At 49.7% G+C, this 24,513-nt stretch carries 5 protein-coding genes (1 of these 5 only partly in view); all 5 read right to left on the bottom strand.

The features are described 5' to 3' along the window. Position 1: 1 nt before the first annotated feature. The gene (locus tag EGM68_RS12570) at positions 2-742 is read right to left on the bottom strand and encodes a LytR/AlgR family response regulator transcription factor (protein ID WP_025677748.1); all 741 of its coding nucleotides are present in this window, start codon (positions 740-742) and stop codon (positions 2-4) included. Between the two features lie 515 nt (positions 743-1,257). Beyond that, positions 1,258-1,797 (bottom strand): GNAT family N-acetyltransferase, encoded by a 540-nt coding sequence (locus EGM68_RS12560; protein ID WP_129549304.1) that lies wholly within the window; start codon positions 1,795-1,797, stop codon positions 1,258-1,260. 664 nt (positions 1,798-2,461) lie between these two features. Then, positions 2,462-3,175, bottom strand: coding sequence for a beta-glucanase (gene bglS, locus EGM68_RS12550; RefSeq protein WP_013371213.1), 714 nt, complete (start codon positions 3,173-3,175; stop codon positions 2,462-2,464). Between the two features lie 186 nt (positions 3,176-3,361). Then, complete coding sequence (locus EGM68_RS12545) at positions 3,362-5,269, bottom strand: carbohydrate-binding protein (RefSeq protein WP_058830772.1); 1,908 nt, start codon at positions 5,267-5,269, stop codon at positions 3,362-3,364. A 693-nt stretch (positions 5,270-5,962) separates the two neighbouring features. Then, positions 5,963-24,513 carry the end of a non-ribosomal peptide synthase/polyketide synthase gene (locus tag EGM68_RS12540; protein ID WP_129549303.1) on the bottom strand. 23,692 nt of this gene lie beyond the right edge of the window, so 18,551 of the gene's 42,243 nt are visible here — the last part of the coding sequence; its start codon lies beyond the right edge, outside the window — the gene reads right to left on this strand; the stop codon is at positions 5,963-5,965.

Genomic DNA, 24,513 nt, shown 5'->3' with positions numbered 1-24,513 from the left:
ATTAATGCATCTTCATGATCATAAATTTGGTATATAGATCTTTAACTTCTTTTATTTTAGAACGTCCAATAGGCAACTTCACATCATTTGACATCAGAACATCACCGCCAGCAAATTTTTTGACATGAATTAAGTTTATAATAATCGAACGATGAATTTGCAGAAAATTATATTCCTTTAATGCTAAAGCATAATCTGAAAGAATCCCTTTGCTATCATAGGTTTGTGTAGAGGTTACAAAATGCAGTTTGTTTTTTATGGTCAAGCTTTTGGCCACTTCAATACTAATGATATCATCATATTTTAAAAGCACTTCTTCATAAGCTGACTTGATGATAACGAATTTTTTATCAAGAGATTGAAAATACTGACACAGTTTTATCATTTTTTCCTCAAAGATATGGGAAGCAATCGGTTTTATTAAGTACTGAAAGGTAACTACGTCAAAGCTTTCTAGCATATATTCGGGATAGCTCGTTAAAAAAATGATCTGTTCATCAAGGTGACGTAAACTCCTTATTTTTTGAGCTGTTTGAATTCCGTTCATGCCGTTCATTTCAATATCCAATATTAAGATATGGAATGGCAATTCATGGTTTAAATAATGAGCTACCAGCTGTTCTCCTGAGTTGAATAACTCAATTTTAAATTCTATATTTGTTTTGATGGATAAAGCAATCAGCATATTTTTAACAAGCTCTCTTTGCTTGTACTCATCATCGCAAATAGCCACTCTATACATAAATACCATACACCTCTTCCCCATTGCATGTTGCATGGAATTATAGTCTGAACAGTATACAATATTTTAATATTCTATACATAGCTTTTGGATAAAACGCAAATTCAAATCCCTTAAATGCGAGTTATTGTGTAAGAGCACAACTTGTGATTTATTAGGAGGGTAGGAATTGATGTATTAGCAGAACGACGACTTTCACACATAAGACTTATTGGAGGAAATTATGGAGAACAAAAAGTATAATTAATCAATTCATCTATCTGGATATTATAAAAATTAGTAAGCAAAGTAATGTAAGTGTTAAAGAAATTAAAGCCTTATTTGCTAAAGCCGATACTAATTACCTTAAACTTTACTTAGAGCAGAAAAATGAAGAAATTCATAAAGAAATTAGAAGAACTTAATAAACGAATAGAAATATTAAGGACAGCTATTCATAAGCAAAATTTGTATTTTCGAGTTTGCCGATAGGTAGATTAAATACAGTTACTGCTTCATCAAGACGGACAAATCCATTAATGATCATAGAATCCATAGTTACTCATTGTGTCTGTATACACATAAATTTTAGTTGCTTTTGTATCTCTTAAGTAAGAGATGAGTTCATTAAATAATTTTTTCTCTATCTTTTTTCCTCTAGCTTTTTCAGAAACAGCAAAGAATTCTAAGCAACCCTGAAACTCATCTTCTTTTCCTCTAATTAACTTACTGTATGCCTCATTAGTCATAGAGGTGAGTTCAACAAATACTTTTCGTTCTATGTCATTTAGATTTAAGAGTTGTAGTAATTCACTTGTATAATCTTCCTGAAGCATTCTATAAGATGTTGTTTCACCAACTCTTGAACCAAAAATTACACCAATGACTTCTCCATCTAATGTAGCTACTCTTCCAAAAGTACTTTTATTTAATATTGAACTTATGAACATCATTGTAACTGCTGCATTTATCACGCCCTCATCCTCTATAAAATCCTTTGCGTTCCAAGTATCCGCAATAATTGCTTTAATAGGTTCTATATCTTTTTTTCTAATGTCTCTAATATCTAAGTTCATTTTGATTCCTCCTTTTAATTGATTAGCTTACAAATTGAGTTTAATGTATCCCCTAATGGGGAGAGTCAAGTATTTAATGCAATGCTTTTTTTTAACTAACCGTTTAAATAGTTATGTTAGACTGGGAGAACCAAACAAAAAATGCCGGACTCTATTACAAGGAGTCCAGCATTTTCAGGTGAAACTCATATAAATCTTTATGTTCAAATGAATAATTGATTGCTTTATGGTGCTCAACAATACACCTGTTATAGAAATACTTAATTACTTAGAGAAAAATTATATGACTTGTACTTTAATTTCCACAGCTAAGCATTTCAATTTTCATCCAAACTATCTAAGTAATTTAATTAAAAGAACTACCAATAGATCTTTCTCAGAAATTATATTACTTCAAAAGTTAACTAGAGCATCTATCTTACTTGAAAATACTGACATTCCTATTTATGGGATTGAAAACGAAATAGGTTATAACACCAAAAGAATTTCGAGATAATTCTATTTCTAAATCTATTCAAAAATTTAAGTAAAATCACTTATTTTTTTGCAGTTTTTCATAACATCATTATGTTAACTAAAAAATCCCCTAGCGGGTCTATTCAGCTATCTCCCCCTGAACACGCAAAAGCAGCCCTACAGGGCTGCCTCTTCTGCTGTAATCATACTAATTGCTCGTATATTTTACCCAGTCATATTCGGCGTACAACGGATTGACTCCGTTATATGGACCTAACCAGCTATCTACTCCGGTGCCATTCCATAAATTCATCATAATTTGGCCTGGCGTTTTCGGTATGTTCGTAGTTGCCGTATGCTTTAGAACCCCGTCAACATACCACTTAATGTATCCTGGCTGCCAATCGAATGCATAGGTGTGGAAGCCACTTGATGCATCAAAACCCAGATCGACAACCTTCTCATGTCCACCGACCCCGTTTGTATAATAGTTAAATTGCACTTTTGTTGTGTCTTTTCCTAAAAATTCAATATCTATTTCATCCCATTGCGTGCCATTAGCAGGTCCCGTATATGTGAAAAAGGAAGATACGATTCCTGTATTTTTAGCAGGCTTCATGTTGACCTCGTATAAGCCGTATCTGTAAGTATTCTTCGAACGATACTCTCCACCGTCAAATTTATTATACGCAGAACTCGTTAAGCTAAGCTTCATTTTGCCATCGTTAGTAAAATTGACATTATTGGCACGCCAAGTGCAATTAAACATGTCCCCATTGGAATATCCATCTGCCTTTTGCCATGTACTCGGATTATAATAACTTAATGGTTCCCAGAACACATTCGCCGCAAAAGCGCTTACCGAAAAAAACAGAGAAACTATACCCGTGATCACCAGTGTAAACCAATACTTCTTCTTCATAAATACACCTCCAAGAATAATTTCAAATATGAACAAAGTTGTGGAATACGTTTCCAGCAAACGCGATACAGTCTGCCGAAAACCAATTAATAGAGCATTTCACCCGCCGATTGCGCTCGCTTGGAATAACAGGCGGATCTCTCGATTTTACAAAAGGTCCAGAACAACTACTGTTTCGACGAGCGATCATAATGAAAATTCAATGAAATCCACGTAGGCATCCCAAGTGCCGTCATCGCTCGTCAAGGTGAGTTTGATCTCTTGATCTCCGATAGCGTGAGTAATATTGGACAAGGTTTTGACAGTTGGTGTTTTACCTGTGAAATTAAAGGAACCTACAGTTGTTCCTCCAATAACCAAGTCCACCTTGGCCGTACCAGCATTGCTTGAAGCCCCCCGCACTGAGATATTATGCGTAGGGTTGGCAAAATACTGTGAATATGAAGCGTAGTCAGCATTGGCATACAAAGCTACCCCCTCAAACGGTGCGCTGATCTTGCCTGCATGAGTGCCGCCAATATTCATATTCTCGGCTTCAACCTTTGTTACCGTATTTTCCCCCGTGTTGGGAGTGAATTGCCAGGCATCCAAATTCAACAGATTACCGTTACTTGACCCGGTAAACACCAGATAAACGTTGTGAACTCCTGTTGCATTATTGATCGTGGTCTCTACTTCTCTCCAGGTTTGCATACCTCCAGTTGAAGGTACTTTCAAGGAACCGACTAGAGGACCTGTTTCACTGTCAAGCCGTACTTCAATGTTGCCACCGACATTTGTAGCCACATTAGCTTTGAACGTCTTCGCTCCGGTAGAGCCAAAATTAGCCTTTCCAACAGCGATCCAGTCCCCATTATGGATGTTGGTCACATTCAGATTGCCAATCGGGCCGCCGCTGGCTTGCGTGGGTTCGGTCGCAATGCCTGCTTGCCAGGCAATGGTCTCCGCTTCAACTCTGGTATACGGGTTCATATTGGATAGCTGAGCAATTCCTGTCATATTCCCTTGCACCTCAGAGATACTTCCGTCCTCCTTGTGCACCAGCTTATTAATATGCGGAGAGCGATAGCCTTTTCCATCTCCAATTTGAGCTTTGCTGACCGTTTGGGCATGGTATACGACATACCATTCATTCTTGAAATTAAATACAGCATGGTGGTTGTTGCCGCCAACGCCGAAGAACGTATACGGATTTTTCAGGAAATGACCTTTATAAGTGAAGGGACCCATCGGGTTGTCGCTAACCATATAGCCGATTTCACCAGCAGGGTACTGTGGAGGGTGTGTTCCGGCAAAGTTGATACAGTACGAATAGTAGTATTTGCCGTTGTACTTATGAATACCGGAATCTTCAAACAGGTAAGGAGCATCTATAGTGGTGGCACTTCCAATAACGCTTGTCATATCTGCGCCTAATTTGATGACTCTGGCGGTTTTCGGATTTGCAATGGAAGCCGGATCGGATTCATTAGGAATTCCGCCACCGCTATACAGGTATCCCGTGCCATCATTATCTACCAGTACAGCCGGGTCAAAAAGCCAAGTCACGCCAGCCATCCCAGGTGTACTATGTGTCACAAGTGCTTTGCCAAGGGGATCTGTCCAAGGTCCGATAGGCGTGTCCGCTGTCAGGACACCAATACCTGCTCCCCCATTGGCGAAATATAAAAAGAACTTGTCTCTGCCATTTATTTTTTTATGCGCAACTGCTGGAGCCCAGGAGTTAGAGGCCCATTTGGCAATGCCTCTTCCACCGTTTTTGTTGTTGGCACCTGCGACTGGTATCGTTCCGTGATCCGTCCAGTTCACCATATCTGTGGAGGATATGACCTGGATACGATCCAGCTTACTAAAGTCGTTCTCTTTAATCGATCCATCCTTGTTATACACGTACGTATCACTTGACATGTAAATATACACTCTTCCATCATATACCAATGAATACGGGTCAGCTCCCAATTTGTGATCCATTAGAGGGTTGGAATTTCCAGGTAGTTTAGCCAGTGGTCGATTGGCAGCATCTACATTTAGCATGGGAAAGACACTCAGCAATAAAGCGAAGGAAAGAAATAAAACTAGACATTTTCTAATCATAACATAACCTCCGTTTTTTATATGGTCTAAAGCCGAGCTATCCGTAAATATATCAAATTTATGGATATGCTCAGACCTTTACCCGTAAGGAGAATGACGTGAAGAATGGTAAGAGATAGAATTGCTTTGAAATCGCTTACAAAGTATTGTTTGGAAACATTATACAAGAGGAGTCACTAAATACTTATCTCTGTCCTTATGATGTCAGTATTAATTTAATAAAATATAGAAATATAAAAATTTGAGTATTAATATGTAATTGGATATAGAATAATGGATTTATTTGGGATAATCATACCATACTCTATCAAATATAACAATATCATTCTAATTTAAAAAGAGCACACCAAAAGGGATGTAACCTTGAATTTGATTGTAGCCGGGCAAATTAAAGGCAGACTATCTGGTAGGATTAGTGAGCAAAAGCTCTTCTGCCCTACTTGGCTTGATTTTGTTCATATTAAGAGAAAATGCAGCACCGGTAAACGGAATTGTGGTGGGCAATCTGCAATTTACATGGGGTTGGTTATTGCATAAGGTCCTTAGGGTTTTATCATTTATAAATAGTCCAGATCACAAGCCTGGATCGTTGTAATATTAGAAAAAAATACTTAGCAGGCAAGGACAATCGGACGGAGCCGCTGCCCTTGCCTGCTAAGTGAAATCATTTTTTTTAGAAAAATGAAAACTAATTTAGAAAATAAAATCGATGGAATCGGGCGAGAAGCCTTCTGCTTGCTCGTCCGAGTTTACCTGAAGATCGCTTAATAGCAAATCTGGATTGGCTCCAACCTGTGACAGGATCGCTATCAAATCTCCGATTAATCGTTCAATAGCATCTGCGCCAAACAGCTTCGTGCAATATTCAAAGGAACCCTTGATCTGCCCGTCTTCATCACTCATAGACAAGGTCAAATCGAATTTGGAGGTCCTGTGTTCCTTAACATAAGGACTAAAGGATAGTGTTTCAAGTTGTGCTTCCTGCGACTCCGTATTTTCCAGTACAAACACAGTGTCAAACAACGGGTTACGACTTGCATCCCGCGCTACATCCAGCTTTTCCACCAGCTCTTCCAGTGGATAATCCTGATGCTCGAAGGCTTGCAGCGTACGATCTCTGGCTTCCAGCAAGTAGTTATGGAAAGTTTGGTTGCCCTGCGGCTGGTGCCGGATGGCTAGTGTATTGACGAACATGCCGATCAGCGGCTCCAGTTCAGGCAGCAAGCGGCCTGCTACCGGCGTACCGATGATCAAATCGTCCTGACCGCTGTATTTGGACAACAGGACGGTGTAGGCGCTCAATAGCACCATATACAATGTGCTTCCAGTCTGTGCCGCTATCCGGTGCAACTGCTCGGATACATTCGGGGCCACGGTAAACTCATACATTGCCCCCTCGAAGCTGCGAACAGCAGGTCTAGGATAAGCAATCGGCAGATCCAGTACCGGTAATTCCCCGGCTAAATGCTCCAGCCAGAACTGTTCCCGGCGCTGGTAGGACTCACGATGCATTTCCTGCTGCTGCCACACCGCATAGTCCTTGTACTGAATTGGCAGCGGCTCCAAGGCCTGTCCCTCGTACAGTTGTCCCAGCTCCTGCACGATATTGTTAGACGATACCCCGTCTGAAATAATATGGTGCATGTCGTACATCAGGAGATGGCGCTCGGGTCCGGTTTGAATAAGACGGACACGCAGCAGCGGTGCCTGCCGAAGATCGAAGCTGCGTACAAAGGACTCGATATACACTTCCGCTTCGGACTCACTGGCCTGCAGGCGTTCTACGACAAACTCCACTTGATCGTAAATCCGCTGAACAACCTCGCCGTCCACCATTTCAAAGGAAGTTCGCAGCGTTTCATGACGGGCTACTAACTGACGGAACGCTTCCTCCAGTCGATCTGCCTGAAGCGGTCCCTCCACTGTTAATACACCCGGCATATTGTAGCTGAGATCCCCACCTTCCAGATGGCTCAAAATATACAGTCGTTTTTGCGCCGAGGAGACAGGATAGTAAGACTGTTTCGTCGCAGCAGGGATCACCGTATAGGTGTCTGTCCCGTGCGTTGCAATGAGTTGGGCTTGCTGCTCAATCGTAAAGTGTTGGAACACCTCACGCAGTGTCATTCGGCTGCCCAGTTCCTGATGGATTTTGGCCACCAGTGTCGTGGCCCGCAGGGAATGCCCACCCACATCGAAGAATGAGTCGGTGACGCCTACGCTGGACAGCTTCAAGACATCCTGCCAGATTTGGGCTAGCTTGGCCTCCAGTGGCGTCCGCGGTGCCACGTACTCCAGGCCTCCTTCAAGGCGCGCTTCCGGTGCTGGCAGTGCCTTCCGGTCGATTTTCCCGTTGGGCGTCAGTGGGAAACGATCCAGCTGTACCACATACGTCGGGATCATATAATCCGGCAGCTTCGGCTGCAGCGCATTCCGCAGTTCCGGTAAACTCAGCGACTCCGAAGCTACGATATAGGCACACAGATCCTTGTGTCCGTCTTCGTTTTCCCAGGCTGTGACCACGGCTTTTTGAATGCCGTCCACGGTCAGCAGCTGCGCTTCCACCTCGCCCAGCTCGATCCGATACCCCCGAATTTTCACTTGGTGGTCAATCCGGCCCAAATACTCGATACTGCCATCCGGCAGCCACCGTGCCAGGTCGCCCGTTCGGTACATCAGGTTGCTGTGGGCATTTGGAGCTTGTTCGACTTCCAGTGGAGCCGAGGCAAACGGATTCGGAATAAACTTCTCAGCCGTCAGTTCCGGCAGGTTGAGGTATCCTCGTGCGATACCTGCACCTCCAATATAGAGCTCACCCGCGATCCCGATCGGTACCAGCTGTTGTCGAGTGTTCAAGATGTACACAGCCTGGTTCGCTATCGGCGTTCCAATGGATACTGTATGCTCCCCTTTTTCCAGCAGTCCATTCAGTGACTCTACACCTTCAATCGTATAGGCTGTTGCATCTACCGTCGCTTCGGTCGGACCATACACGTTCGTAATGACCGGGCGATACCCGGACCATTTGTGTAGGAACCCCTGTACCAGCTGCACGGATAAGGCCTCGCCCCCGATCAGGTAATGCTTCACATCCGGCGCTTCGGTCACATTGACGCTTTCGTTCAAAATATGCAGATGCGCTGGTGTGCCGTCCGACAGATCGATTCGGTGCGTGCGATAGTAGGCGATCAAATGCTCTCCGCTCAGGCTGACGTCACGGGACACCACATGCAGGGTGTGGCCTAGCAGCAAGCTGGCAAAGATTTGCTTCACTGAAGCGTCAAATACAAATGCGGACAGCCATGCGATGTGAAGCGGCTGATCATACCGGCTGTATACCCGCTCGTATAAAGCATCTACCAGATTGCTGACACTGCCCTGCTCGATCATGACCCCTTTCGGCTGACCGGTTGTACCTGACGTGTAAATCATATAGGCCAGGTTGTACAGGCCGGCGACAGGGATCAGGTTGCTCGCATCCTGTGCTCCCAATTGAGCCTGTACGTCCTCATCGTCAAGAACGATAGCTTGTACTGTCGATGGCAGTTGAAGTGACAGGTTGGCGGCTCTGCTTGTGATTACAACCTTCGCCCCACTGTCTTGAAGCATATAGTCGATCCGCTCCTGTGGATACATCGTATCCATTGGCACATACGCGCCTCCAGCCTTCAGTACCGCCAGAATGCTCACCAGAAGATCCGCAGAACGTTCCAGCAGTATGCCTACCGGGTGATCTGCTTCAACCCCTTTCGCCCGTAGCACACGAGCCAATTGGTTCGCCTGCTCATTCAGCTCAGCGTAGGTTAGCGCCATATCCCCAGACACCACGGCTATCCGCTCAGGATGGTTCTTCGCTTGCTCTTCAAAACGCTCGCTGAGCGACAGCCCTTGCAGTGTTCCGCGTACGCTATGCGCATTCGGATCATTGAATACCTTCAGAATCTGCTCGGTTTCTTCAGTCGTAATGAGCTCCAGCTCACCCAGCTTCGCATCCGGGTTCACTGCCACAGCTTCGGCCAAGCGAATAAAGTGACGTGTCATCCGTTCGACCGTTTCCCGTTGATACAACGCAGTGGCATACTGCAATCCGAACTGGATGCCTGCCTCTTCCTCTCTAGCTTCCAGCGTCAAGTCAAACTTCGCTGGCGTTTGCTCCAGGCCATAAGGACGGAAGCTCAGGTTCGCCAGTTGCAGCTCACCTTCCTCGGTCGTTTGCAGGGTAAACATCGTATCGAACAGCGGATGGCGGCTCATATCCCGCTTCACATTCAGCTTTTCCACCAGCTCCTCAAATGGATAGTCCTGATGCTCGTAGGCTTGCAGGGCGCGAACCTTCACTTCTTCCACGTAGCTGCGGAAGGTATGTTCTGCTGTCGGATAGTTTCGCAGTGCCAACGTACCCACGAACATGCCGAGAATCGGCTCCAAATCCGCATGCGGTCGTCCGGCAATCGGCGTGCCGACGACGATGTCCTCCTGGCCGCTGTATTGGTGCAAGAGTGCGGTATACGCCGCTAGCAGCACCATATACAGTGTAGAGCCGGTGTGCGCCGCCAGTTCCTTCAGGCGTTCGCTCACTTCACGTTCCAGTCCGAACACCACAATATCGCCTGCCGTACTTCGCACCGCCGGACGGGCAAAGTCTGTCGGTAGATCCAGCACAGGCAGTTCACCCCGGAAGGTATCGAGCCAGTAGGCTTCCTGACGCTGCATCCATTCCTGATGGGCTTCGCTTTGCTGCCATACGGCATAATCCTTGTACTGTATCCGCAGTGGCGGTAACTCTTCACCGTCGTACAAGCGGACAAATTCATTAGTCAGTACCCCCATGGACACGCCATCCGAAACGATGTGGTGCATATCGAGCATAAGCAGATGTTGAGATTCCTGCTCTACTCCCTGGACGCCTAGATCCACCAAGCCTACTCGCAGCAGCGGCGCAGCTTTGAGATCAAACGGACGGACAAAGCGACTCACCAGCTCATCCACTTTCTTGCCGACCCTCGTGTCTGTATCCGTAGTCGCACCCTCTGCTTGTACCTTCGTATATTCCACTTCGAACGGCACCGTGTCCTCAACCCATTGCATCGGCTCACTGTCGATCAGATCAAAGCGGGTGCGCAAGGACGCATGACGGGCGATCAGTTGACGGAATGCATGTTCCACCCGCTTCACATCCAGTGGACCGCTCACTTGCAGCACCGACGGCATGTTGTAGTTCACATCATACGGATCGAACTGATGCAGCACATACAGTCGTTTTTGCGCCGAGGACAGGGGATAGAAGCTGCGCTTTTCCGTTACTGGAATGGACGCATAGGTTACTTGGTCCAGCTGTTCCAGTACAACGGCCTGTTGCTCAATCGTTGGTGCTTCAAAAATACTGCGCAGTGGAAGTGGCTTGTTCAGCTCTTTGTGAATCTTCGAGGCCAGTGTCGTCGCCCGTAGTGAGTGCCCGCCAATCTCGAAGAAGTTTTCCTTCACACCGACCTGAGTGAGACCCAGTACATCCTGCCAGATTTGCGCCAGCTTCACTTCCACCCATGTCCGAGGTGCAACATAGTCGGCTCCGCTTTGCAGGCTGCCCTCTGGTGCTGGCAGGGCCTTGCGGTCGATTTTACCGTTCGGTGTCAGCGGCATTTGTTCCAGCTGTATCACATAGGAAGGAATCATGTAACCCGGCAGCTTCTGGCTCAAAGCGCTGCGTAGCTCACTTGCGACAACTTCCTCATCGGCGACCACATAAGCGCAGAGCTGCTTTTGCCCTTGCTCATCTTCCCATGCGATGACCACAGCTTCTCGCACTGCCTCCAGTTTCAACAGCTGCGTTTCTACCTCGCCCAGTTCGATCCGGTAGCCCCGAATTTTCACCTGCGCATCGATCCGCCCCTTATATTCCAGCGAACCATCCGCATTTAAGCGTACCATGTCGCCTGTGCGATAGCAGCGTTCTCCGCTACGGAACGGGCTGTCGATGAACTTTTCGGATGTCAGGTCCGGACGGTTGCGGTAACCACGTGCTACCCCGTCACCGCCTACCAGTAGTTCACCCCATACCCCCACGGGCTGAAGCCGCATCGAACGGTCCACAACATACGCTGTCGAATTATGGATTGGTCTGCCAATTGGCACCGATTCCGATTGTACACCGGTGATCGCGTGTACTGTGGAAAAGGTCGTATTTTCAGTAGGGCCATAGATGTTACTGATTCGCAGGGACGGATGGGCCTCCAGCACCCGGTTCATATGTGGTACGGACATCACATCACCACCAACCAGTAGCTCCCGTACCCCCTCGAACAGCGCCAGATTCTGCTGGGACAGCTGGTTAAAGAGCGGTGTGGTCAGAAACATCGTGGTAATGCCATGACTGCGGACAGCTTCATTAAGCTTGAGCGCGTCCAAAATGACATCCTGACTCACTAACACAAGCTGTCCACCGTTTAATAGAGCTCCCCAAATTTCGAAGGTGGATGCGTCGAAAACAATCGCGCCTGTCTGCAAAATGCGCGTGTCAGCATCCAACTGCGCGTAGTTTGTATTTTTCACCAAACGCACAACATTGCGATGCTCTACCATGACACCCTTCGGCTGCCCCGTCGTACCCGACGTATAAATCACATACGTTAGATCGTTCGGACCGGACAACGGCTCCAGATTGGAGCCATCCTCGTGATGCACACTCTCTGCCCCATTCAGCACCAGCACCTGACCGTCGAAAGCTACTTTGTCCACCAAGTGGCTTTGCGTCAACAACAGCTCTGCTCCCGAGTCATCCAGCATATAGCGGATACGCTCCTCTGGATACGTTGGATCGATTGGAACATATGCGCCCCCAGCTTTCAAAATGCCTAACATACCCACAATCAAGTCTACCGAACGCTCGGTCATCAGACCCACCAGCCGATCCTTCGTCACGCCTTGACTGCGTAAGGTACGAGCCAGACGATTCGCACGTTCATTCAGCTCGCGATAGGTCAACTGCTCTCCTTCGAAGTACAGCGCTGGCTGTTCCGGTGTCTGCACTGCTTGTGCTTCGAACAAGCCATGGATCGTTTGATCGCTTGGATACTCAGCAGCTGTATCTCCCCATACACGGAGAATTTGCTCGCGTTCCTGCTCGCTTAACACATCCAGCTCCTGCACTTGAATGTCCGGCTGCGCTACCACCTGCTCCAGCAGCTGTACCAGATGACCCTGCGTCCGTTCCACCGCTTCCCGATCATATAACTTCGCATTGTATTCGAATCGGATTTTCATCGCTTCCTGCGGCATGACGACCAGATTGAAATCATAGTTCGTTTGTTCAATCATCCCTGCATTGCTGATGACAAAATCCGATTCCGCACCTTCGCCAAGCTGCTCGACCTGCTCCTCCACCGGATAGTTTTCAAACACGATAATGTGCTGGATCAGCTCTTGCTTTTGCTCGGTCAAGGCTTGAATTTCATACAGCGGATACGTTTCATAATCTTGAGAAGCCAGCGCCTGCTGCTGATTCGCTCTAATCAGGTCGGCAAAGGTGTCCTCAGCCTTACTACGGATACGTACTGGAATGGTGTTAATGAACAAGCCCACCATGTTTTCGATCCCTGAAATATCTGCCGGGCGACCCGATACTACACCGCCAAAGACAGCGTCGTTACTACCGTTGTACTTTTGAAGCAGTAAGCCCCAGGCCGTTTGTAGGAGCGTATTGGTGGTCACGTGATACTGCTTGGCTACCATTTCCATACGTCCTGTTAAATCCTTACCTAGGTCGCACAGTACATGCTCAAATTGTTCGCCGTCCGCTTTCGCGCCTACTTTTCCGGTCGGAATCGAAGTTTGTTGATCATAGCCCAGCAAATATTCCTTCCAGTACGAGGCTGCTGCTTCTACATCCTGTGCTTCCAGCCACGCAATATACTGACTGTATGGAGTCACAGGGGGGAGCTTCGGTGCTCTATGCTCTACGGCTGCAAAGTAAACCTCAAACACCTCATCCGTTACCAACGCCACACACCAGCCGTCCATTAGGATGTGATGAGAACTCCATACAAAATAATAATCCTCATCACCTGTCCGCAAAATCGCCACGCGCATCAACGCATCCCGGGACAAATCGAATCCAGCTGCCTTGTCCTGGCGAATAAATTCCTGCACATACGCGTCACGTTCCTGATCATCCAAATGACGCAAATCTTCACATCTGAAACCAACCTCTTTATGGCGGAAAATCACCTGTACGGGCTCATCCTGCCACCCGCTGATGAAATTGGCTCTAAAGATCTCATGCCGCTGCGCCAGTTGATTCAAGCTATCTTGGAAAATATCGGGCTGGAAACGTCCGTGTAGATCAAAGGTCGTTTGTTCAAAATAAGCCCCTGATTCTGCATCCATTAGACTATGGAACAACATCCCTTTTTGCATCGGTGTCAATGCATATACATTTTCCAGTTCCCCGATGTCACGCGTCCGTTCGACCAACTGATCTAGCTCGGCCAAGGTTACAGGTTTAAGCATCACATCACTTGGCGTCAGTTCCTGCTGTTTGCGACCCGCGCAATGCGCGATGATTTCCTGCAGGCTGGTTCTGAGCGCTTCGGCTAGCTGTTCCATCGTTTCCTTGCGATATTCCTGATGGCTGTAGCTGATCGTCAATTGCAATTGACCTTCGGAAATCAGTCCGTTCAGATCCAGCGTGTGCGATCTGGCTGCATGTGCGCTAAGCTCGGCACCACTAGCGTAAGGAGACACGCCAATGGATTGATGTTGCATATCCTGGTCAAATTGTCCGAGATAGTTAAAGCTGATTTCAGGTTCGGTTCCAAAATGCGCTTGCTCACATGCTGCAGATAGGTATCTCAGCATCCCGTAGCCAATACCCTTTTGCGGAATCCGGTGCAGCCCTTCTTTCACCTGTTTGATACGTTGTGAAAGATCTTGCCCTGCGCTCATATCCAGGACAACCGGGAATTGACTCGTAAACCAGCCCACCGTGCGCGTAATATCCAGCTCTGGCAAAATGGATTCCCGTCCATGGCCTTCCAAGTTGACGAGTACGCGTTCAATCCCCGCCCAGCGATGAATAGCCAGGCCGAGTGCGGTCAGCAGCAGATCATTCATATCTGTGTTGTAGGCACGATGCGCTTGTTTTAACAACTGCTCCGTTTCCTGAGTGGTCCATGTGACCGTCATAAGCTCGCTGTCTTTATTCAAGGAAGATGACTGTGGCTGGTCTTTTGGAAGCGGCTCATACCTTCCCTGTTCCACTTCTTTCCAGAATGAGAACTCTGCTTCCATTGCTGGACCGTTCGCATAGTGAGACTGTGCCTCAGCCCAGTTACGGAACGAATCCGTTTTGTGCGGAAGACGAGCCGCTTGCCCGTGCAATGCCTGTTCATAGGCTGTCGTAAGATCCTCGAACAAAATGCGCCAGGATACGGTATCCACTACTAAGTGATGAATAGCCATCAGCAAATGATCTCCATCGGGGCAATGGAATAGCCCCAGCTTCACCAGCGGTCCTTCGCTTAAATGAATGCCCGCCTGAATTTCATTTACTTTGGCCTCGATCGCTGCAGACACTTCAGTCTCATGGCTGAAGTCTATACGTTCCAGCGTATACAGCTCGCCCTCACCCACCGCGCGGTTCCAAGCTTCATACCCGTGCTCGGTAAGGCGGAAAACGATCCGCAGTGCATCATGATGACTAACCATTTGATCCATCGCTGTACGCAGCGCCGCTACATTAAAACCGTCCTTGCTATGCAGCATAATGGATTGGTTATGATGATGAGCATCCGTCAGGTTTTGCTCAAAGAACCAATGCTGAACAGGTGTCAGCTTCACAGTGCCCACCACTTCGCTTTGATCCGCCAATCGGGTAACCGATTGGACTTTCAGCGCCAAGGCAGACACCGTCGGATGACTGAACAGGTCTTTCATCTCCAGTCGATAACCTGCTTGCAGCAAGCGAGACGAGACTTGCAGAGCCTTGATCGAATCGCCGCCCAGCTCGAAGAAGTTATCCTGCGTGCCTACGGCTTCCACGCTCAGCACTCCGGCCCATACCGCAGCCAGTACTTGCTCCACCTTGGTACGCGGGGCCACATAGGCTGCTCCCGTATGGATGCTGCCTTCCGGCTCTGGCAAGGCCTTGCGGTCGATTTTGCCGTTGCTGGTCAGCGGAATGGCCTCCAGACGCATCAAGCGTGCAGGCACCATGTGCGCGGGGAGTCCTGCTTCCAGGGCTGCCTGTATTTCCTCGATCCGCAGCTCCTCTGTTTCTCCCGTAATGTATCCACACAAATACTTGTGTCCACGCTCGTCTGTCCGATCGATGACCACGGCTTGACGCACACCCGGCACCCGCTGGATCGCCGTTTCAATCTCGCCCAGCTCGATCCGGTAGCCCCGGATTTTGACTTGATAGTCCATCCGGCCGATAAAGTCTACATTGCCGTCCGGCATCCACCGCGCCAAGTCACCTGTGCGGTACAGTCGTTCACCTGGTACGTACGGGTTCGCTACAAACTTCTCGGCTGTCAGATCCGCACGGTTCAGGTACCCTCGTGCGACCCCGATGCCGCCGATGCACAGTTCGCCCAGTACGCCGATCGGCACCGGATTCAGCTGACTGTCCACAATGTAGAAGCGTGCGTTCAGCCACGCCTGACCAATCGGCACATGGCCACTGCTTGGCAGCTTCGACAGTTCTTCGTCGTAGAAGCTGGAGTCAATTGCCGCTTCGGTGACGCCGTAGCTGTTCATGATGCGGATATTCGCACCAAACCGTTCTTGCAGCACCCGGTAATCCGTCACGCTGCAGCTATCCGAGCTGGTGATCAGCAGTTCCAGACTGCTCATGTCCAGCCCCTGTTCATGCACATGCTGCATAAACGGTACGATCAGGGCCGGGGTCGATTCGAACACGGTAATCTGGTAATCGCGAATCCATCCGTACAGACGGCTTGGATCAATCCGGTCATCTTTTGGACAGATGACCATCGTGCCCCCGTTATAGAGCGTCCGTGCAATATCACCGACGAACACGTCGAAGGAGAAGCTGGCCAGTTGCAGCAGTCGTACCGGGAACTGGTTCAGACGGTAATCCCGGCGATACGCCGCAGCCGTATTTACCAGGCTGCGATGCTCAATCATGACGCCCTTCGGACGTCCGGTTGTGCCAGAGGTGTAAATCACATACGCCAGATCGTGCGGTTCATTGATAGGTTCAACGTCTGTCGTATCACCGGTGTACAGTGACTCATCGTCCAATGCCAGTACGGTATGCAGACGCAGCCCTGTTGCCGATTCGGATGCTGCTTCGCTGTCAGACTTCGAATCTGCTGTTCCATTTAGGTTTCCATGAAGAGCACCTGATTCCATCGTTTCAGCGCCAGCCGCTGTTTCCAGCTCACCCTCAGTCTGCCCTTCGACCAAGGCCTGATCGCTTTTCTCCAGCCATGCCTGGGCACGCTCCTGCAAACTGGTTTGCGTGAGCAGCACCGTCGCACCGCTATCCTCCAGCATGAAACGAATGCGCTCGGACGGATAGTCTGCATCCAGCGGCACATATGCGCCTCCAGCCTTCCACACCGCCAGTACGCCGACCAGCATGTTTACCGAGCGTTCACTCCAAATGCCGACAATCGATTCGCGTCCGATACCTTCATTTCGCAGTCTGCGAGCGAGTTGGTTCGAACGTTCATTCAGTGTGCGGTACGTAAGTTGTTGCTCTTCGTACACCACCGCCACATGATCTGGTACAAGCTGGGCCTGTTCTTCCACAAAGACATGGAATAAGGCTTCTGCTTCAACTGTAGCAACATCCGATACGCCTACATCTCCAAAACCATAGATGATTTGTGCTTTTTCCTCGACAGTTACCATATCCAAAGCGGACAGTGACTGCTGTGGGTGAAGTGTAATGGCTCGTACGAGTTCAGTAAAATGCTGTGCAAAGCGCGCGATGGTCTCAGGCTTGTACAGCGCCGTGCTGTATTCCAGACTGCACAGAATGCCTTCTGACTGCTCTACGGCATCCAAGGTCAGATCAAATTTGGACGTATGATCGTCCGTCGGATACGGCTTGAAGGTCAGCCCTTCCAGCTCGAACTCCTGCTGCTCAAATGTTTTCAGCTCAAACATCGTATCAAACAGCGCATTCCGGCTCGTATCCCGCGTTACATTCAGCTTTTCAACCAGCTCCTCAAACGGATATTCCTGGTGCTCATACGCACTGAGCGCATGCTCTTTGACCTCTTGCAAGTAGTCCAAGAACGTTTTATCACCAGACGGATAATTGCGAATCGCCAGTGTGTTCAGGAATACGCCTACTAGGCTACCCAGCTCCGCATGTGGTCTTCCGGCAATCGGCGTGCCGACGATGATGTCCTCTTGACCCGTGTATTTATGCAAGAGTGTGCTATACGCTGCAAGCAATACCATGTACAAGGTGGATCCGGTTTGCGCGGCCAGCTGCTTCAACTGCTCGCTGTCCTCCATGCAGATCGCAAACTCAAATCGAGTTCCTTCCAGACGCTGTACGGCGGGTCTTGTAAAATCCGTTGGCATATCCAGTGCCGGAATTTCACCAGACATGGTGTTCAGCCAATAGCTTTCTTGCGCACGAAGACGTTCACTTTGCATATCTGCATGCTGCCAAACCGCATAGTCCTTGTACTGTATCCGCAGGGGCGGCAGTTCCTTGCCTTCATACAATTGAGAGAACTCCTGCACGATAATTCCTTCTGTCACGCCATCCGAAATAATATGGTGCATGTCATAGAGCATAACGTGACGCCCCGGTCCGTTTTCGATCAACTGAACCCGCAGCAACGGGGCTTGTGCGAGATCAAAGGCACGTACAAAGTCCTGTGCGTACTGCGGTGTCTCTTCTTCGCTTGCTTGCACATACTCCACGCTGAATGGGACGTTAGATTCAATCCGCTGAATCACCTCGCCATCCACCATCTCGAATCGGGTTCGCAAGGTTTCGTGACGGGCAATCAGCTGGCGGAAGGCTTGTTCCAGTCGCTTTTTATCCAAGGAGCCTTCGATAATCAAAGCTCCTGGCATGTTGTAGCTCACCTCTCCGCCTTCCAGATGACTCAGCACGTACATCCGTTTTTGCGCCGAGGAAACGGGATAATATTCGCGCTCCTCCGCCACAGGTATGGATACATACATTTGCTGGGTCTGATCTTCACCCATCACCTGTACCAATTGCTCAATCGTCGGATATTGGAAAATATCTCGCAAGGCCAGCTTGTGATTCAGCTCCTGATGGATTTTCGCCATCAGTGTTGTAGCGCGCAGAGAATGTCCTCCCACTTCAAAGAAGTTATCCTGGATGCCTACCCGCTGATGATTCAGAACGCTTTGCCAAATACGTACCAGTTGCTCTTCCAGCGGTGTCCGCGGCGCAACATACTCCGTGCCTCCTTCGAGGCGCGCTTCCGGTGCTGGCAACGCTTTGCGGTCAATTTTTCCGTTTGGTGTCAGCGGGAATTGATCCAGTGGTACGACATACGTCGGGATCATATAGCCCGGCAGTTTGGGCTGGAGTATGCTGCGCAGCTCCGGCAAATTCAGCGCCTCCGAGGCTACGACATACGCGCACAGATCTTTGTCTCCGTTTTCGTTTTCCCAGGCGGTGACGATGGCTTTCTCAATGCCATCCACAGTCAGCAGCTGCGCTTCCACCTCGCCCAGTTCAATCCGGAAGCCCCGGATTTTGACCTGATCATCCATTCGGCCGATAAAGTCTACATTGCCGTCCGGCATCCACCGCGCCAAATCGCCTGTGCGGTACAGTCGTTCGCCCGGTACGTACGGGTTCGCTACGAACTTCTCGGCCGTCAGGTCCGCACGGTTTAGGTACCCCCGTGCGACCCCGATGCCGCCGATGCACAGTTCGCCCAGTACACCGATCGGCACCGGATTCAGCTGGCTGTCCACGATGTAGAAGCGGGCATTCAGCCATGCCTGACCAATCGGCACATGGCCGCTGCTTGGCAGCTTCGACAGTTCTTCATCATAGAAGCTGGAGTCAATCGCCGCTTCCGTGACGCCATAGCTGTTCATGATGCGGATATCTGCGCCAAACCGTTCTTGCAGCACCCGGTAATCCGTCACGCTGCAGCTATCCGAGCTAGTGATCAGCAGTTCCATGCTGCTCATGTCCAGCCCCTGTTCATGCACATGCTGCATAAACGGTACGATCAGGGCCGGAGTCGATTCGAACACGGTAATTTGATAATCACGAATCCAACCGTGCAGACGGCTAAAATCAAGTCGGTCGTCTTTCGGACAAATGACCATCGTGCCGCCGTTATAGAGCGTCCGCGCCATATCCCCGACGAACACGTCGAAGGAGAAGCTGGCCAGTTGCAGCAGTCGGACTGGGAACTCGCTCAGGCGATAATCCCGGCGATACGCCGCAGCCGTATTCACCAAGCAGCGATGCTCGATCATAACACCCTTCGGACGTCCGGTTGTTCCGGAGGTGTAGATCACATACGCCAGATCTTGAGGTTCATTGATGTGATCAACGTCTGTCGTATCTCCGGTGTACAGTGACTCATCGTCCAATGCCAGCATGATTTGCAGACGCAGCTTTGTTGCCGATTCAGATGCTGCTTCGCTGTCAGACTTCGAATCTGATTTCAAGCTCAAACCTTCATTCAGGTTGTCTCTTTCCATCGTTTCAGCGCTAACCGCCGTCTCCAGCTCACCCTTAGCTTTTTCATCGCCCAAAGTCCATTGGCTTTCATTCAGCCATGCTTGTGCGCGCTCCTGCAATCCCGTCTGGGTCAACAGCACCGTCGCACCGCTGTCCTCCAGCATGAAACGAATGCGTTCGGACGGATAATCCGCATCCAGCGGCACATATGCGCCTCCAGCCTTCCATACCGCCAACACACCGACCAGCATGTCTACCGAGCGCTCACTCAAAATGCCGACAATCGACTCGCGTCCGATACCTTCATTTCTTAGTCTGCGCGCCAATTGGTTCGCACGCTCGTTCAGTTTCCGGTACGTAAGCTGTTGCCCCTCGTATACCACCGCCACTTGATCTGGTATAAGCTGTGCCTGTTTTTCCACATAGGTATGGAACAGGGCTCCTGCTTCAACAGCAACATCCGATACGCCCACTTCTCCAAAACCGTAGATGAGTTGCTCTTGTTCCTCATCGGTTACCATATTCAAAACTGCCAGTGGCTGCTGCGGATGATAGGCAATCGCTCGAACGATTTCCGCAAAATGCTGTGCCAATCGCGTCATGGTCTCCCGCTTGTACAGCACTGTGCTGTATTCCAGACTGCACAGAATGCCTTCCGGCTGCTCTATCGCCTCCAAGCTCAGATCGAATTTTGCCGTTTGATTGTCCAGTGGATAGGAGCTCAAGGTCAGCCCTTCCAGCTCGAACTCCCGCTGCTCCCATGTTTTCAATTCAAACATCGTGTCGAACAGCGCATTCCGGCTCGTATCCCGGGTTAAATTCAGTTTTTCAACCAGCTCTTCAAAAGGATAATCCTGATGCTCATAAGCATTAAGTGCCTGCTCCTTGACCTCTTGCAGATACTCAAGGAACGATGTATCGCCGGATGGATAATTGCGAATCGCCAGCGTGTTAATGAAGACACCGACTAGATTACTGAGCTCCGCATGCGGTCGTCCTGCAATCGGCGTACCGACTACAATGTCCTCTTGGCCTGTGTATTTGTGCAAGAGTGTGGTGTACGCCGCCAGCATCACCATATACAGGGTAGAGCCGGTCTGGGCAGCCAGTTCTTTCAGGCGTTCACTAACCTCACGCTCCAGTACAAATTCGATCGTATCCCCTGCCGTACTCTGTACCGCTGGGCGGGCAAAGTCCGTAGAGAGATCCAGCACAGGCAGTTCCCCTCGGAAGGTGTTCAGCCAGTACGCTTCCTGACGCTGCATCCATTCCTGATGGGCTTCGCTTTGCTGCCATACGGCATAATCTTTGTACTGAATCCGCAATGGCGCCAGCTCTTCACCGCCATACAAACGGACAAACTCATCAGTCAGGACCTCCAGGGACACCCCATCTGAGACGATATGGTGCATATCGAGCATAAGCAGATGTTGGGATTCCTGTTCTACTCCTTGAAGGCCCAGATCCACCAAGCCTACTCGTAGCAGCGGCGCAGCTTTGAGATCAAACGGACGGACAAAGCGCCGCACCAGCTGTTGCGCCTCTATGTTGACCCTGGTGTACGTATCTGTAGTTGTGTCCTGATCTGTATCCGCAGTCGCACCCTCTGCCTGTACCTTCGTATATTCCACCTCGAACGGTACGGTGTCCTCGATCCATTGCATTGGCTCACTGTCGATCAGCTCAAAGCGAGTACGCAAGGTCGCATGGCGGGCGATCAGTTGACGGAATATATGTTCCACTCGTTTCACGTCCAGCGGACCGCTCACTTGCAGCACCGACGGCATGTTGTAGTTCACATCCTGCGGATCGAACTGATGCAGCACATACAGTCGTTTTTGCGCCGAGGATAGTGGATAGAAGCTGCGCTCTTCCGTTACCGGAATGGACGCATACGCCACTTGATCCAGCTGTTCCAGCACAGCCGCCAGTTGTTCAATCGTTGGTGCTTCAAAAATACTACGCAGAGGAAGCTGCTTGTTCAGCTCTTGGTGAATCTTCGAGGTTAGTGTCGTCGCCCGCAGCGAATGTCCGCCAATCTCGAAGAAGTTTTCCTTCACGCCAACTTGCGCCAGGCCCAGCACATCTTGCCAAATTTGCGCCAGCTTCACTTCCACCCACGTCCGCGGCGGGACATAATCGGCTCCGCTTTGCAGGCTACCTTCCGGTGCTGGCAGTGCCTTGCGGTCGATTTTGCCATTGGGACTCAGTGGCATCTGCTCCAGCTGTACAAAGTACGATGGTACCATGTAGCTTGGCAGCTCCTGCCCCAGCGCACTTCTCAGCTCGCTGGCACTGATTTCTTGCCCGGCAACATAGTAGGCCACCATGTGTTTTTGTCCCGTTTCATCTGCACGAGCCATGACCACGGCTTCGCGTACCGATTCCACTTGGAGCAACTGCGTTTCGACCTCGCCCAGCTCAATCCGGTACCCCCGGATTTTCACCTGATGGTCGATCCGGCCCAGATATTCAATGTTCCCGTCCGGCATCCATCTCGCCAAATCGCCGGTGCGGTACATTCGCTCATACCCTGCTTCCCCGCCGGCAAACGGATCTTTCACAAATTTCTCGGCCGTCAGCTCCGGACGGTTCAGGTAACCGCGGGCTACGCCGACACCGCCGATGCACAGTTCCCCTGCCACGCCAATTGGCTGCAATTGCTCCGTGCCTTCCTTGACGATGTACAGACGAATGTTTTGAATCGGTTTCCCGATAGGAATAACCGAATAGGCTCCATCAGGCTCGCAATCGAAGTACGATACGTCCACCGTCGCTTCGGTTGGGCCATACAGATTGACCAGCTTCGCTCCGGCCAGGCTCGACACGAGCCGCTGGAACCGGGCCACATGCTGTGGCGGCAACGCTTCACCACTGGCAAAGACATGGCGCAGTGTGCCCAGCTTCGCTTGCATCACTTCTCGTGGCTGCTGTTCCACATACTCCAGGAACGCATGCAGCATTGCTGGTACAAAGTGCATCGTAGTCACGCCATCGCGGGCAATCGTGTCGACGATGTCTTCCGGGTTCTTTTCCCCGCCGACCGACAGCAGGCTTACCTTTGAGCCGACCATCGACCACCAGAACAGCTCCCACACCGACACGTCGAAGGTGAAGGCGGTCTTTTGCAGAATCGTATTTTCCGCACCCAAGCCGTACCGATCATGCATCCACAAAATCCGGTTTAGCACGGAATGGTGCTCCACCATTACACCCTTCGGTTTTCCGGTGGAACCGGAGGTATAGATCACATAGGCCACATGGTGCGGTCCGGCCAAGGGCTCCAGATTCGAGCCATCTTCGTGATAGATGTCCTCACGGTCCAGCACCAGCACCCGGCCGTCGAAACTCAGCGATGCTTGCTCCGCCAGATGCGATTGCGTCAGCACCAGCTTCGCGCCTGAATCCTCCAGCATAAAGCGGATGCGGTCGGCCGGATATTCCGGATCGATCGGTACATAAGCTCCGCCTGCCTTGAGGATCGCGTAGATACCTACGATCATGTCCAGCGAACGGTGAAGCAGAATGCCCACCGGCTGATCGGGTTCCACCCCTTCCGCACGTAGCGTCCGGGCCAAACGATTGGCTCGCTCGTTCAGCTCAGCGTAGGTTAACGATTCTGCTCCGCACAGCACTGCCACTTGCTCCGGCGTGTTCGCGACCTGCTGCTCAAACAGACTGCTTAGCGTCTGATCCTGCGGATAGGCTGCCGCTGTATCTCCCCATATCTGAACGATCTGTGCCTGTTCTTCTGGTGTCACCAATTCCAGCTCATTCACACGGATATGCGGATTGTTCACGATTTGCTCAATGACATGCAGTACATGTCCCTGCATCCGCTCGATCGTAGACCGGTCGTACACATTTGCGTTGTATCTGAACATGATACGGAAGGTTTCATCCGGCATCACAATCAAGTCCAGATCATAGTTCGTCTGCTCAACAACCTCTACATTCGTAATGTCAAACGCGGATGGACGAACTTCGCCCAACTGCTCGACTTGCTCCTCGACCGGATAGTTCTCAAATACCATAATGTGATTAATCAGATGCTGCTTCTGCTCGGTCAGCGCCTGAATTTCATACAGCGGGAAGCTGTCATATACCCCCGAAGCCAGCGCTTTCTCCTGCGTGTTCCGCATGATGTCGACAAACGTGGCATTCCGTTCACTTTGAATCCGAACCGGGATGGTATTAATGAACAAACCGATCATATTTTCTACACCCGCAATATCCGTCGGACGTCCAGATACGACACTGCCGAATACAACATCCTCATTGTTGTTATATTGCTGCAAAATCAGGCCCCACACGCTCTGCATCAGTGTATTAATCGTGACCTGCTGCTGCTTGGCAATCCGGTACATGGCTTCGCTCCATGTTGGATCCAGCTCCACCGTTATTTTTTCGCAAACATATTCGCTGGTTGTACTTGCTGTAGTGGATACAGTGTTATCTCTGCTGTCTGCCACTTGATCTTTCGATGCAGTATCCGATCCAGGCAGCAACGTCTGCTGTTCAAAGCCTGCCAAATAGTTGCTCCAATACTCTTTTGCCGCACGTTCATCCTGAC

The organism is Paenibacillus sp. M-152 (genome assembly GCF_003856555.1).
In the GTDB taxonomy this organism is placed as follows: Bacteria; Bacillota; Bacilli; order Paenibacillales; family Paenibacillaceae; genus Paenibacillus; species Paenibacillus polymyxa_C.
The sequence above is the reverse complement of the archived record's forward strand: the minus strand, read 5'-3'. Positions and strand labels throughout refer to the sequence as shown.

Bases quoted from the DNA above. Each gene is read 5' to 3' on its own strand.
- EGM68_RS12545 (WP_058830772.1), bottom strand. From the start codon at position 5,269: ATGATTAGAAAATGTCTAGTTTTATTTCTTTCCTTCGCTTTATTGCTG.
- EGM68_RS12570 (WP_025677748.1), bottom strand. From the start codon at position 742: ATGTATAGAGTGGCTATTTGCGATGATGAGTACAAGCAAAGAGAGCTT.
- EGM68_RS12560 (WP_129549304.1), bottom strand. From the start codon at position 1,797: ATGAACTTAGATATTAGAGACATTAGAAAAAAAGATATAGAACCTATT.
- bglS (WP_013371213.1), bottom strand. From the start codon at position 3,175: ATGAAGAAGAAGTATTGGTTTACACTGGTGATCACGGGTATAGTTTCT.